This is a genomic window from Advenella incenata, assembly GCF_004217095.1.
Lineage (GTDB): Bacteria > Pseudomonadota > Gammaproteobacteria > Burkholderiales > Burkholderiaceae_B > Advenella > Advenella incenata.
The window spans coordinates 534,714-548,038 of record NZ_SHKO01000003.1; the positions used below are offsets into that span (position 1 = coordinate 534,714).

General features: G+C 57.1%; 11 protein-coding genes. 2 read left to right on the forward strand and 9 right to left on the reverse strand.

The annotated features are described in order from the left end of the window. Positions 1-8: 8 nt before the first annotated feature. The 8 genes from EV681_RS18640 to EV681_RS18675 form a co-directional block, all read right to left on the reverse strand. On the reverse strand, positions 9-1,580 hold the full coding sequence (locus EV681_RS18640) for a THUMP domain-containing class I SAM-dependent RNA methyltransferase (RefSeq protein WP_130304830.1): 1,572 nt from the start codon (positions 1,578-1,580) through the stop codon (positions 9-11). Between the two features lie 11 nt (positions 1,581-1,591). After that, the gene (locus EV681_RS18645) at positions 1,592-2,011 is read right to left on the reverse strand and encodes a CopD family protein (protein ID WP_014751234.1); all 420 of its coding nucleotides are present in this window, start codon (positions 2,009-2,011) and stop codon (positions 1,592-1,594) included. A 7-nt stretch (positions 2,012-2,018) separates the two neighbouring features. Beyond that, entirely contained in the window at positions 2,019-3,299 is a 1,281-nt protein-coding gene (locus EV681_RS18650) for a glutamate-5-semialdehyde dehydrogenase (RefSeq protein WP_130304831.1), read from the reverse strand. A gap of 7 nt (positions 3,300-3,306) precedes the next feature. Further along, positions 3,307-4,368 carry a DNA polymerase III subunit delta gene (gene holA / locus EV681_RS18655; RefSeq protein ID WP_128394641.1) on the reverse strand — a complete coding sequence of 354 codons (1,062 nt, stop codon included), beginning with the start codon at positions 4,366-4,368 and terminating at the stop codon, positions 3,307-3,309. A gap of 5 nt (positions 4,369-4,373) precedes the next feature. Continuing rightward, positions 4,374-4,943, reverse strand: a complete 570-nt coding sequence (locus tag EV681_RS18660; protein ID WP_128394640.1) for an LPS-assembly lipoprotein LptE — start codon at positions 4,941-4,943, stop codon at positions 4,374-4,376. An 18-nt stretch (positions 4,944-4,961) separates the two neighbouring features. Continuing rightward, entirely contained in the window at positions 4,962-7,619 is a 2,658-nt protein-coding gene (gene leuS / locus EV681_RS18665) for a leucine--tRNA ligase (RefSeq protein WP_130304869.1), read from the reverse strand. Between the two features lie 149 nt (positions 7,620-7,768). Then, on the reverse strand, positions 7,769-8,470 hold the full coding sequence (locus EV681_RS18670; RefSeq protein ID WP_128394639.1) for a helix-turn-helix transcriptional regulator: 702 nt from the start codon (positions 8,468-8,470) through the stop codon (positions 7,769-7,771). A 291-nt stretch (positions 8,471-8,761) separates the two neighbouring features. Next, on the reverse strand, positions 8,762-9,115 hold the full coding sequence (locus EV681_RS18675; protein WP_165393119.1) for a hypothetical protein: 354 nt from the start codon (positions 9,113-9,115) through the stop codon (positions 8,762-8,764). 239 nt (positions 9,116-9,354) lie between these two features. On the opposite strand from EV681_RS18675, the gene EV681_RS18680 reads away from it, so the two are divergent. Then, complete coding sequence (locus EV681_RS18680; RefSeq protein WP_128394637.1) at positions 9,355-9,612, forward strand: hypothetical protein; 258 nt, start codon at positions 9,355-9,357, stop codon at positions 9,610-9,612. Between the two features lie 45 nt (positions 9,613-9,657). Here the strand turns inward: EV681_RS18680 and EV681_RS18685 are convergent, their stop codons facing one another. Beyond that, positions 9,658-10,326 (reverse strand): LOG family protein, encoded by a 669-nt coding sequence (locus tag EV681_RS18685; protein WP_014751228.1) that lies wholly within the window; start codon positions 10,324-10,326, stop codon positions 9,658-9,660. Between EV681_RS18685 and polA the strand changes: the two genes are divergently transcribed. Continuing rightward, positions 10,325-13,042 carry a DNA polymerase I gene (gene polA, locus EV681_RS18690; protein WP_130304832.1) on the forward strand — a complete coding sequence of 906 codons (2,718 nt, stop codon included), beginning with the start codon at positions 10,325-10,327 and terminating at the stop codon, positions 13,040-13,042. The genes EV681_RS18685 and polA overlap by 2 nt on opposite strands. Positions 13,043-13,325: the final 283 nt, after the last annotated feature.

Below are 13,325 nucleotides of genomic sequence, written 5' to 3' on the forward strand. Positions count from 1 at the left end.
GTAGGCTATCAGGGTTTACGGTAGCTTTCGGCGACCATTTCAAATGAAAACAGGCGGCAGTCAAGCGCCCCATTGTACAGTGGCGTGCGGCGACGCGCTTTCAGGCGCAGTTTTCCGGGCAGTTCCAGGTCGCTGGAAATCACATGCACCTGCCATCCGGCAAATTGCTGTTTCAGGCAGGCGGACCAGTCGCGCCAGAAACCGTCGTCCTGTTCGTCCATTCGTTCCCCATAAGGGGGGTTGGTGACCAGCCAGCCGGCGTTGGTTGGCGGCTGCAGGTCCAGTGCATTGGCCCGGGCAAACTGAATGGAGTCTGGCGCCAGATTGGCGCGCTGCATGTTTTCGCGTGCCGCCTCCAGTGCATGAGGGTTCAGATCGCAGCCGTATAACGGAGTCTCCAGCTCCGGCGCGATGCGGCTCAAGGCATCCTCTTTCAAGGCTGTCCATTGGCGGGCATCGGCATTGCGCAGCCGCTCGAAACCAAAGGGACGGGAGATGCCCGGCGGCACGCCTTGCGCGATCCAGGCGGCTTCGATCAGAATTGTTCCGCTGCCACAAAAGGGATCCAGCAGGGGCAGGGACGGATCCCAGCCCGAGAGCGCCAGAATGCCGGCAGCCAGGTTCTCGCGCAGCGGCGCTTCGCCTTTGTCCAGACGCCAGCCGCGCTTGAACAGGGATTCTCCGGAGGTATCAAGGTACAGCGTGCCCGAATCCCGGGTCAGAAAAAGATGCACCCGGGCGTCGGGCCGGACCGTATCGATGCTTGGACGCTCGCCTTCGCGATCGCGCAGGCGGTCACAGATGCCGTCCTTTGCCTTCAGGTTACAGAACATCAGGCTTTTCATGGGGCTCTGGATGGCCGAGGTATCGACCCGCAAGGAGTGTTCAGCGCCGAACCAGCGCTCCCATGGGGCGTCGTAAGCCAGTTCGTAGATGTCGTCTTCCTTGAGCACCAGGCCATGCGCTACTTGCACCAGAATCCGGGTTGCCAGGCGGGAGTACAGGTTGGCCCGCAAAATGCCTGCCCAGTCGGTTTCAAAGGCGCAGCCGGCCCGTCCTTTTTCTACGTGCTCAAAGCCCAGCGCCTGCATCTCTTCGCAAAGCACTTCCTCCAGGCCCTGCGGGCACGGAGCGAATACTCTGAATGTCTCGGTTAGTCGGGAGGAGGGGCGTGGCCGCGCTTGTTCGGATTCGTGCTGCGCACGGGTGGCGCGATCGTCTGTTCTGGCCTGGGGTCTTTTCCTGGTCAGGGGGGCGCCAGGGTTGAAGTCGCGGTTGCCGGCTGCCGGCCTGGGGCGTTCCGTGCGCATCGGACGATCGGTGTGATCAGAAGCCGTGCGGCGCGGTTCGTGCGTTTGAGCAGTCCTGTCGCTGTGCACAGCGGCGCGATCCGTGGGCAAGGGGCGTCCGGATTTGGCAGGGGTTGTTTTTCCCTGGCCGGAACGCAACTGGCTCTGCGCCACGGCGCGCGCCCGCGCGCCAGAGCGCACCTTTGGTTTTTCGTCACGCTCGTCGGCTTTGCGCGGCGCGCCACTAAGACTCAGTTTCTTGCGGCTTTGGGGTGTATTGTCATCGGTCATGGCTAAGCCTGTCAGAAAGGTTTGGTGACCACAAGAATGACCACCGCCAGCAGTAGCAATACCGGTATTTCATTGAACCAGCGATAAAAAACATGGTCGCGCTGGTTGCGACCCTGTACAAATTTTTTGTAGATGCGAAAACAGGCGTGATGGTAGCCGATAATCAGCAGTACAAAAAGCAATTTCGCATGCAGCCAGCCATTGGCAAGGCCGATTCGGTAATACAGCATGAGCACCAGGCCGAAAGCGACGGCCGGCACCGCCAGCATCGTGGTAAAGCGCAGCAGCCGCCTGGCCATGCCCAGCAGGACCGGATAGACCGGGCCATCCTGGGGCTGCTGGGCCAGGTTGACAAAAATGCGCGGCAGATAGAACAGCCCGGCGAACCAGGCGGTGACAAATACAATATGAAGTGATTTGATCCAGAGCATTTTATTTTTACCCGCGCAATTGGCCGTTGCCTTCGAGCACCCATTTATAGGTTGTCAGCCCTTCCAGGCCGACAGGGCCGCGCGCGTGCAGGCGATTGGTCGAAATCCCGATCTCTGCACCCAGCCCGTACTCGAAGCCGTCGGCAAAGACAGTCGGCAGGTTCACATAAACGGAACTGGAGTCTACTTCCCGCTGGAACCGGTTGGCGGCGGACACGCTGTCGGTGACAATGGCTTCCGTATGGCCCGAACTCCAGGTTGCGATATGTGTCATGGCCTCATCGATGGAGTCGACAATACGAATGGCCAGAATGGGCGCCAGGTATTCCGTGGCCCAGTCTTCATCGGTGGCGGCAGTGGCCTGCGGCACCAGTTGCCGGGTACGGGGACAGCCGCGAAGCGCCACGCCTTTTTCCACATAGGCAGCGGCAAGCCGGGGCAGAACCTGTTCTGCAATGTCCTGATGCACCAGCAGCGTTTCCATTGAACCGCACACGCCGTAGCGATAGGTCTTGGCCTGAAAGGCGATGTCGTGGGCCATGTCAAGGTTGGCTGCGCGATCGATATAGACATGGCAGTTGCCGTCAAGATGGCGGATCATGGGCACTGTGGCCTCTGCTTCCAGGCGCCGGATCAGGCCTTTGCCACCCCGGGGAATAATCACGTCAACGTAATCGGTCAGGGTAATGAGCTGGCCGACAGCGGCGCGATCTGTGGTGTTGATGGTTTGCACCGCGTGGGCAGGCAAGCCGGCGTAAGCCAACCCTTGCTGAATGATCTTGCCCAAAGCCTGATTGGAGCGAAAGGCCTCGCTGCCGCCGCGCAAAATGGCGGCATTGCCCGATTTCAGACACAGCGCGGCTGCATCGATGGTGACATTGGGCCGGGATTCATAAATGATGCCAATGACCCCCAGCGGTATGCGCATTTTCGACACTTGCATGCCGTTGGGTCGGATTCGGGTTTCACTGCGACTGCCTACCGGATCTTCCAGCGCCGCGATCTGGCGCAGGCCGGTTGCCATCAGGCCCAGCGCTTTATCCGACAGCGTCAGGCGATCGAGCATGGCCGGCTCCAGGCCATTGTCGCGGGCTTGTTGCAGATCCAGCGCGTTTTCGGCCTGCAACTGGGTTGCCTGGGTTTCCAGCGTATGGGCAATATGCAGCAGGGCGGCCGACTTCTGTTTATCGTCGGCGCGCATTAGCAGGCGGGAGGCGGCTTTGGCCTGCTGGCCATAGGTCAGCATTTGCGTATCAAGATCGAGATTTTTACTGGTTTCGGTTTTCATGATTGAATCAATGAGAGGATGCGGTCACGTCTGCCATACGCAGAACGAGTCGGGCCATTTCCTGCCAGGCGTCGGTCAGTCTTCCGTCTGCAGGAAAGCCCTTGAACAGGCGATCAATGTCATGGGCGTGCTGGATCAACCCCATGATCTGGGAAAAGGGCAGCCGGTCCAGCGTATTGAGGATCAGCTGATCCTTGGGCGGAAACAGACCGAGCTTGCGCGTCAGGTTCCTGGGATTGTGTCCGTTCTGCCTTGCCTGAGCAAGTGTATAAAGATTACGAATGTCATAAGTAAGCAGGCCCAGCACCATGGGCAACGCCTCGCCTTCGGCCTGCAACCCATGCAGCACCTTGAGCGCGCGCTGACCATCGCCGCGCAAAATGGCATGACTCATGTCAAAGACATTATAGCGGCTCACGTCCAGAACGGCACTTTCCACTTCTTCCAGCGTCAATTCGCCCTCGGGATACTGCAAGCCCAGCTTGAGGATTTCCTGATGCGCTGCCAGCAGATTGCCTTCGACCTTATCGGTAATCCAGGCCAGGGTTGCCGCATCGGCGTGCTGTTTCTGGCGCTTGAGTCTGCTCTGAACCCAGGCGGGCAACTGTTCGCGGCTAATGACCGGCGTATTGACCAGCACGGCCTGCTGCGTCACGGCGGTATACCATTTTGCCGAGGATATGGTCCTGTCTGCCCGCGGCAGAATCAGGGCAACGGAAATATCGGTCAGTTCCTGCCGCGCCGCGCGGTTGGCCAGCGCGACCAGCGCATCGCCGCCGGTTTTGCCGGGCTTGCCGGTGGGCACTTCAATTTCCATCAGCTTGCGATCGCCGAACAGGGAAATGGACTGGGTGTTTTCTTCTATGGCATTCCAGGGGCCGGTGGCGGTCAGGCTGAGCGAGACCCTTTCGGTATAGCCCTGAAGCCGGCAGGCTGCACGCAATGCGTCCAGGGCTTCGTTGCGCAACAGTAATTCGTCACCGCTGATCACATAAAGCGGATGCAACTGCGCATCCGGTTTACCCAGATCGGCAATGAAGCGTTCGTAGTTGGGGGTTTGTCCTGCCATCGCGCTTATCGGGCGAACTGCGCATCACCTGGCGTACCCGCACCCTGCTGATAGCCCTGGATCACGTCATCAGAACTGATGCGTCGTACCAGTTGCCCCACCATTTGCGCTTCCATGTCCTGATAGAGCGTGACCATTTCCTGGGCCTTGGCCTGGGAATTGGCTTCGTCATAGGGCAGCGTGCGTGTCGAGGTAAGGGTGGAAGGAGGAATCAGCAATTGACCGCTATTGGAGACCAGTTGGAAGGTCAGGCGCAGCGTCAGCTCGTACTCTTCAACCTGTCCCTGGGAGTTGAGCGAGACTTCACGCTGGGACTGGACGCGTTCCAGTTGCGAGAGCACCACCTGTGCCGCTGACGCATTGTCGACAAATTGCAGCGTTGGTGAACTGGCCTTCAGGGACCGACGCAAGTAGGAACCAAAGCGTGAGTTACTTTCAATATTGGTGTACATCGTAGTAAACGGCAACGGCTTTTCACCACGCAGCTTGAAGCCGCAACCGGCCAGCACCAGGCTGAGCAAGAGGGCTGCCAGCAGGGCCTGATGCCAGCGCGAGAAAGAGAAAGAGTACACCATGGTTTTCACCTGCTGAAATTAACCAACAATATTGACAAGTTTTCCGGGAACCACAATAACACGTTTCGGCGGGCGTCCTTCCAGGAATTTTTCCAGCGAAGGATGACTTCTGGCGACCGCTTCGATATGTTCGCGATCGGCGCCATTCGGTATCTGGATGGAGCCGCGCAATTTGCCATTGATTTGCAGCATGAGCTCAATTTCATCTGCAATCAGCGCGGCTTCGTCCACGCTGGGCCAGGGGGCGTCAAGAAGATCGCCGTACTGCTGCACGTAACCGAGCTCGTTCCACAAGTGCCAGGTGATATGCGGCACAATCGGATACAGCATGCGAATGAGGATCCCGGTCACTTCGCGCAGGGCGGCATTTTCAAGCTCGCCCTCGGGCAGTGCTGCATCGTCAATGGCATTGAGCAATTTCATGTTGGCCGACACTACCGTATTGTACTGAATACGTTCGTAGTCATAGTTGGCCTGGCGCAGCAGCGAATAAGCCTGCAGACGCAGATCCTTGACGGCTTTGCTGGCCTGGGAGAAATCGCTCGCCTGGGCCGGTGCGGCCAGGATGCGCGCTTTGAGGCCGTTTGCAATAGACCACACGCGTCGCAGGAAGCGATGCGAGCCGTCCACACCTGAGTCAGACCATTCCAGTGTCTGTTCGGGCGGGCTGGCAAACATGACAAACAGCCGCGCCGTGTCGGCGCCCATCGTATCGATCAGCGCTTGCGGGTCTACGCCATTGTTCTTGGATTTGGACATGGTGCCCACGCCGCCGTACTGGATGGCCGAGCCGTCGCGGTTGAGGGTGGCGCCCGTAATGGCGCCTTTATCGTCATAGGTATTGGTTACTTCTTCAGGCCAGAAGTATTCGACCGCGCCTTGCGGCGTGCGGCGCGAATAAATATGGTTCAGCACCATGCCCTGGCAGAGCAGTTTCGTAAACGGTTCATCGAACTTGAGCAATCCCAGGTCGCGCATAACCTTGGTCCAGAATCGCGCATATAACAGATGCAATACTGCGTGTTCGATGCCGCCAATGTACTGATCCATGGGCATCCAGTAATCATTGCGCTGGTCTACCATTGCACTGTCGTTGCCGGCAGAGGTATAGCGCATGAAATACCAGGAGGAATCGACGAAGGTGTCCATGGTGTCAGTTTCGCGCCTTGCCGGTTTGCCGCAGGAGGGGCAGGAGCACGACAGGAAGCTTTCGTCTTTTGCCAGCGGATTGCCGCTGCCATCAGGGATCAGATGCTCGGGCAGGCGCACGGGCAGGTCGGCTTCGGGCACCGGAACCGGTCCGCAGTTTTCGCAGTGGATGATTGGAATGGGGGTGCCCCAGTAGCGCTGGCGGGAAATACCCCAGTCGCGCAGTCGCCATGTGGTCTGTTTTTCACCCAGGCCTTTTTCGGCCAGGGCATTAGCCACGGCATCGACCGCCTGGCGATAGTCCAGGCCATCGAACTGGCCGGAATTGACCACGCGACCCTGTTGCTTGTCGGCGTACCAATCCTGCCATTGGGTATTGTCAAACGGTTTGTCGGCCACCTGCACAACCTGTCTGATCGGCAGCTCATATTTGAGCGCAAAGGCAAAATCACGTTCGTCATGGGCCGGCACGCCCATGACTGCACCGTCGCCATAGCTCATCAGGACATAGTTGCCCACCCAGACTTCAATGGCATCGCCAGTCAGGGGGTGAATAACGGTCAGGCCGGTTGGCATACCTTCTTTTTCACGGGTAGCCATTTCGGCTTCGGTCGTGCCGCCGAGCTTGCATTTTTCGATGAATGCGGCCAGTTCCGGATTGCTGGCAGCGGCATGGGTTGCCAGCGGGTGTTCGGGCGCGACTGCGCAGAACGTGACGCCCATGATGGTGTCCGGCCGGGTCGTAAATACAAACATGCGACCGTCCTGGATCAACTGGTTCTGGTCGTCATGGATATCGTGCGTAAACGCAAAGCGTACGCCTTCGCTTTTGCCCAGCCAGTTTTCCTGCATGAGGCGCACCCGCTCGGGCCAGCCCGGCAGATTGTGCGTTACCTGATCCAGCAGCTCTTCTGTGTAGTCTGTTATACGCAGATAGTAGCCCGGAATTTCGCGTTTTTCGACCAGTGCGCCAGAGCGCCAGCCCCGGCCGTCGATGACCTGTTCGTTGGCCAGCACGGTTTGATCCACCGGATCCCAGTTCACCACCTGTGTTTTGCGGTAGGCAATGCCTTTTTCCAGCATTTTTAGAAAAAGCCATTGGTTCCATTTGTAGTACTGTGGATCGCAGGCACACATTTCCCGTGACCAGTCGATGGCCAGCCCCATCGCCTTCATCTGCTTTTTCATGTAGGCGATGTTGTCATAGGTCCATTTGGCGGGTGGCACCTTTGATTTGATAGCGGCATTTTCTGCAGGCATACCGAAGGCGTCCCAACCCATGGGCATGAGCACGTTGAAACCGCGCATGCGCAACTGGCGAGCCATCATGTCGTTGATCGTGTAGTTCCGGACATGACCCATATGCAGCTTTCCGCTAGGGTAGGGCAGCATGGAGCAGGCGTAGAATTTGGGCTTCTCGTTGCCATTTGCATCTTTAGCGTGTTCTGTCACAAGATAGGCGTCACGCTCCTGCCAGTTTTGCTGGGCGGATTGTTCAAGGGCGGTGGGGTGGTAGTGATCCTGCATCATAAGTTCGCACATAAGGGGACGCAACCTGCTGCGGGCCGGCAAACGGAAGTAGCGGCACGGTCCGGCGTCCGGAAACAATGGGGTTAACCCGTTATTATAGATGTTAGCCGACCGAACCGTGGGCGATGCACCCCGAATATGAAATTCTATGACGGAATGATGCCGGCAATAAACGCACTCATAGCCGCACCATGCCGGTTCTGTGTATGGGTTTTATCCAGAATCTGTTTCGTGTGGTAATTGACTGTATGGGAAGAGATGCCCAGAATATGGGCAATATCGTCATTGCTCTTGCCGTCAGCGATCCATTTGAGAATATCGGTTTGCCGTGGCGTCAGGTCGATGCCCAGTTGGTGGCGATGGCGCCTGGCCAGGATCAACTGGCACAGGTGCTGCAAAGCATAAATCACCACCTGGTATCGGGCGAGCTCATTGGTTAGCTCCTGCGGCTTGATCGGACGGTTCAGCCTGATCAATGTCAGCACGGCGCCGGTGTGGCCCAGCAGATTGGTGCCCGGGGCGAACAGACCGTAGAAGTTCGGATGTTCTCTTGTGGCCAGCTCGGGATGGATGGTATAAAAATCTTTCAATTCCCAGGTCAGACCGGTTTGCCGTTGCATGACGGCGGGAATGATGGTGTCGTGAATCAGATGCCGATCGTCCAGCCGGATCAGTGCGTCGGGGATGGTGCCAAGATGGTGATACCGCGGCGTGGTAAAGGGCGTGGGATGCCTCTGGATATAGTCAAAGCAGTCGAAATCCAGCATGGCAAGTGCCCGATTGATAAGTGCGAACTGTGTGGCTTCGTCCTGAGCGAGCGTGAATGTACTGTTGTCAACGGCGGACATGCGACCCCCTTTATTCAAATACGGAGTCCTGATCCTATCGGAAAGTGCGGAAATTCAATGGTCTATATGTGCAAGACTGGATAGAGTTGTCTGCTCAGAGGCACGTATTCATTGCCGTCGGGAGCAACAGGCCAGATGTTGGCGGACAGGCGTGGTTTGCGCAAGCGCCCTGCAGGCGAGCCTCAACAACGAGCGTCAAAACAGGGATGCACGCAAAGGGCTTAGATAAGGGGTTTACAGCAGGGGCTTGCAGGCAGCCAGTTCGCTGGCCGCAGGAGAAAGGGTCTGCGCTCAGTTTCCACCGTACAAATCGGCTTTTTCCCGTGGCGCTGCCTCGGCGGGCGCCTGTGGATCGTAGATCACGGTGCTGGTGCCAATGCCGGTGCCGACGCCCGCGCTGGCGCCTGAACCGATGCTGGTGCCCACGCCAACGCCCACACCGGCGCCGGCTGAAACCCGTCCACCGTGACCGACGCCGACGCCGGCGCCGACGGGTCCGATGCCCGTGCCAAGGCTGATGCCGCCGCTGCCAATACCCAGTGACAGGCCGCTGACCAGCGGTACGCTGACGCCGAAACCGGTGGAGCAGCCACCCAGCAGCAAGGCGCCAACAATGATAAAGGTCGTTTTAAGCGTGTTTGACATGTAGCGCCTTAGGTAATGCCGTATGAGCATGGAAAAACGAAAAAAGAGATAAAAATCTAGCACACAACGCTGCGTTAGCTGTTAAAACAAGTGCAATTTTTTGCAAACAGTGTAATAAATGCGGCAGTGCGCTTGCGTTGGCCGTTCACGCCTGCAGCGACCGGGTTATGATGCGGCAATCGCCCATCATTTGACCCGGGAGTGCTCATATAATACCCGGATGATACCAAGGAGAGTTGATGATTCGCCATTTCGTGATACCGGCTGTTGCTGCCATTGTGTTGTCCGGTTGTGCATCAAAAGCGATTTATGACCAGAATGATCTGCACTTTATCCTGCCGTGCAAAACGGATACGGCAGCATGTATGAAAAAAATGGAGCAATCCTGCGCCCAGGTCAAGGGACAGGTCATGTCACGCAATATCGTTCAGGAGGAAATGCCTGTGGTTCAGATCATTTGCCGGCCCCCGGCAAAAAAGAAACCACAGGCTGAATAAAGCGGCCGCCCCTGGTTGCTGCCGGCAGGTTAATATACGGCGTGCTTAACACAGTCCGACACAGCTGGCATCCAGAACGTACTGCTGGTGTTTGGTCTGAATGTGCTCCACCACTTTTTGCGGGTCGTCTTCGACTATGAACAGATCCAGATCGTGTTCCGAAATCAGTTTGTTGACAACCAACTGGTTGCGGATCCAGTCCATCAAGCCTTGCCAGAACTCGGTGCCGACAAACACGACCGGCGCTTTGCTGGCCTTGCCGGTCTGGATCAGCGTGAGGGCTTCGAACATTTCGTCCAGTGTGCCGAACCCGCCTGGCATGATGATATAGCCGGCGCTGTTCATGAAAAAGGTGGTTTTGCGCGATACAAAATATTTGAAATACAGGCTGTCGGTCTGGTAGCGATTGTCTTTCTGTTCGTGAGGCAATTCGATGTTCAGTCCGATACTGGTCCCGCCTGCTTCATGGCAGCCTTTGTTGGCTGCTTCCATGATGCCCGGACCGCCGCCGGAAATAACATTGAAGCCCGCCTTGGCAAGAAGGCCGCTAATCTCCTGCGTTTTGGTATAGTAGGGCGAATCTGACCGGATCCGTGCACTTCCAAAAATGCTCACCGCTGCGGTCAAATCCTTGAGATGATCGGCCGCTGTAAGCAGCTCGCTGGTTATCTCGTTTATCTGACCCTGAATCGTTGTTGCTTTTGTTACTGACATGAAAAAAACCTTGTTACTTGTTGACGGATCAAGCTATTTGTACCGCGCTTTCTATGCAATGCCCGATCTGCGTAATGCGCGTGGAGAGCCCACAGGCGCCCTGTATGGCGTGATAAACATGATGCGAAAATGCATTGATGATTATAAGGCGGATTACGCCGCATGTATTTTCGATGCCAAGGGGAAAACCTTCAGGGATGATTTGTATCCCGAATACAAGGGGGACAGACCGCCCATGCCCGATGACCTTGCTTTGCAGACCGGCCCTATTCATGAGGCCATCCGCGCCATGGGCTGGCCCGTTATTGCTGCGCCGGGCGTGGAGGCGGATGACGTGATTGCCACGTTGGCCGATATGGCTGCCCGCTCCGATATTCACACCATTATATCAACAGGCGACAAGGATTTGGCTCAACTGGTCAATTCCCATATTTCGCTGGTAAACACCATGACAGGTGAAAACCTGGATGAAGCGGGCGTGCTGGCCAAATTTGGGGTCAGGCCCGAACGCATTGTGGATTATCTGATGCTTATCGGCGATAACGTGGATAATGTGCCCGGTGTGGCCAAGGTGGGCCCCAAGACGGCGGTCAAATGGCTCAATGAGTATGACAGTATTGATAATCTGGCCGCCAATGCGGACAAAATCAAGGGCGTTGCGGGTCAGAACCTGCGCGATGCGATCCCGCAATTTGAGCTGACCCGTAACCTGATCACCGTCAGGCGCGACTGTGAGCTGACCGAGTTCATGCAGGGCGTGCAGGATCTGCTGCCCAAGCCGCCTGATGTACCAACGCTGACTGCGATTTACGATCGCTACGGCTTTCGCACCTGGCTGCGCGAGCTGACCGGCGAGGCTGACCGTGTACCCGAACAGGATGCACGGGTGGCGCAGAATTTGCCCGATGCGCCGGTGCAGGTTAACTACCAGACGGTGGATACCACTGAAAAATTCGATGCATGTCTCAATGCAATCAAACAGGCTGAACGGGTTGCCATCGACACCGAAACAACCTCCCTGGATCCCATGAGGGCCAGTCTGGTGGGTATTTCACTTGCTATTGAGCCCGGTTCTGCCTGGTACATTCCATTGGGTCATCGCGGGACCGGCGCCGGCACGCAACTGGACAAGGCTCAGACGCTTGCGACGCTGCGCGACTGGCTGCAGGATGAGCGCGCGGCCAAGATTCTGCATAACGCCAAATATGACAGTCATGTTTTTCTGAATGAAGGCATTACGCTGGCCGGTATCCAGGACGATACGATGCTCATGGCCTATGTGCTGGAGTCGCATCGTAACGTGGGCATGCAGGAACTGGCGCAGCGTTATCTGGGGCGCACCGGTACTACCTACGAAGAAATCTGCGGCAAAGGCGCCCGGCAAATCTGTTTTGACGAAGTGGATATTGAAACGGCAACGCATTATGCCGCCGAAGATGCCGACTTTACATTGCAGCTGTTTCATGCGCTAAGCCCCATGCTGCGGGACCAGGAAGGGCTGCAGCGTATTTATCAGCTGGAAGTGCAGGTATCCCGGGTATTGACGCTGATCGAACGCAATGGTGTTCGTATCGACGAGGCGATGTTGCGCCTGCAGAGCGCGCAGATCGGCACGAAATTGGTCGAGCTGGAAAACAAAGCCTATGAACTGGCCGGCCAGCCCTTTAATCTGAATTCCCCCAAACAGCTGGGCGAGATTCTGTTTGGCAAAATGAATTTGCCTGTGCTGCGCAAGACGCCCAAGGGCGCCCCGTCTACCGACGAAGATGTGCTGTCCAAACTGGCGGCAGATTATCCGCTGCCGCGCGCGCTGCTGGACTATCGAGGTCTGGCCAAGCTCAAGTCCACCTATACCGACAAGCTGCCGAAAATGATTAACGCGTCCACCGGACGGGTGCATACCGATTATGCGCAGGCGGCGGTTATTACCGGCAGGCTTGCTTCATCGGATCCCAATCTGCAGAATATTCCGGTACGAACCGAAGAAGGTCGCCGGATTCGCATGGCGTTTATCCCTTCGGATGGGGGGGTGATTGTTTCTGCCGATTATTCCCAGATCGAATTGCGGGTGATGGCGCATTTGTCGGGTGATGTCAATTTGCAGAAGTCGTTCCAGCAGGGCGAGGATATCCACCGCGCCACGGCAGGTGAAGTGTTTGGCGTGGCACCCGAGGCGGTCAATGCCGAGCAGCGCCGCGCAGCCAAGGCCATCAATTTCGGACTGATTTACGGCATGAGCGCGTTCGGACTGGCGGCCAACCTGGGTATCACTCGCGATGCAGCGCAAACGTACATTGATCGCTATTTTGCGCGTTATCCTGGTGTGGCCGATTACATGTCGCGCATCAAGAAAGAGGCCTCTGCCAAGGGCTATGTAGAAACGGTTTTTGGCCGTCGCTTGTGGCTGCCCGAGATCAACGCCAAGGGGCCGCGTCGTGCCGGGGCCGAGCGGGCCGCTATTAATGCGCCCATGCAGGGCACGTCGGCCGATCTGATCAAAATGGCCATGGTGGCGGTACAGGCCTGGCTCGAAAAGGAAAAACTGGCCTCGCGTCTGGTCATGCAGGTACATGATGAACTGGTGCTCGATGTACCCAGCAGCGAGCAGGCGCTGGTCAGTCAGGCACTACCGGGGCTGATGTGCGATGTAGCCACGCTGGCTGTGCCGCTTGTGGCTGAAACCGGGATCGGCAACAACTGGGAAGAAGCCCACTAAGGGCAGGGCAATTGCGCTGAGCGCCAGGCTCAATTGCGCAGTTGCATATCCCCACCCGCTGCAGCGGACTGCGCCTGCATAATATAAAGCTGGCGCAGACTTGGGTCGCTGCCTGGAACGGTGTGGCGCTGACCTCAAGCAGCAGTTTGGGTGGGGGCGTTTGTCGTTGCTGGTGTTGGATGAGCCAGTTGTATAGCCGGCTGGCAATGGCATGGCGCGGTGTCATGCGAAATGATATGCTTTAAATTCCTACTTTCCGAAATCACGTCTCCCGGTCGACTCC

Bases quoted from the DNA above. Each gene is read 5' to 3' on its own strand.
- EV681_RS18640 (WP_130304830.1), bottom strand. From the start codon at position 1,580: ATGACCGATGACAATACACCCCAAAGCCGCAAGAAACTGAGTCTTAGT.
- EV681_RS18645 (WP_014751234.1), bottom strand. From the start codon at position 2,011: ATGCTCTGGATCAAATCACTTCATATTGTATTTGTCACCGCCTGGTTC.
- EV681_RS18650 (WP_130304831.1), bottom strand. From the start codon at position 3,299: ATGAAAACCGAAACCAGTAAAAATCTCGATCTTGATACGCAAATGCTG.
- holA (WP_128394641.1), bottom strand. From the start codon at position 4,368: ATGGCAGGACAAACCCCCAACTACGAACGCTTCATTGCCGATCTGGGT.
- EV681_RS18660 (WP_128394640.1), bottom strand. From the start codon at position 4,943: ATGGTGTACTCTTTCTCTTTCTCGCGCTGGCATCAGGCCCTGCTGGCA.
- leuS (WP_130304869.1), bottom strand. From the start codon at position 7,619: ATGCAGGATCACTACCACCCCACCGCCCTTGAACAATCCGCCCAGCAA.
- EV681_RS18670 (WP_128394639.1), bottom strand. From the start codon at position 8,470: ATGTCCGCCGTTGACAACAGTACATTCACGCTCGCTCAGGACGAAGCC.
- EV681_RS18675 (WP_165393119.1), bottom strand. From the start codon at position 9,115: ATGTCAAACACGCTTAAAACGACCTTTATCATTGTTGGCGCCTTGCTG.
- EV681_RS18680 (WP_128394637.1), top strand. From the start codon at position 9,355: ATGATTCGCCATTTCGTGATACCGGCTGTTGCTGCCATTGTGTTGTCC.
- polA (WP_130304832.1), top strand. From the start codon at position 10,325: ATGAAAAAAACCTTGTTACTTGTTGACGGATCAAGCTATTTGTACCGC.
- EV681_RS18685 (WP_014751228.1), bottom strand. From the start codon at position 10,326: ATGTCAGTAACAAAAGCAACAACGATTCAGGGTCAGATAAACGAGATA.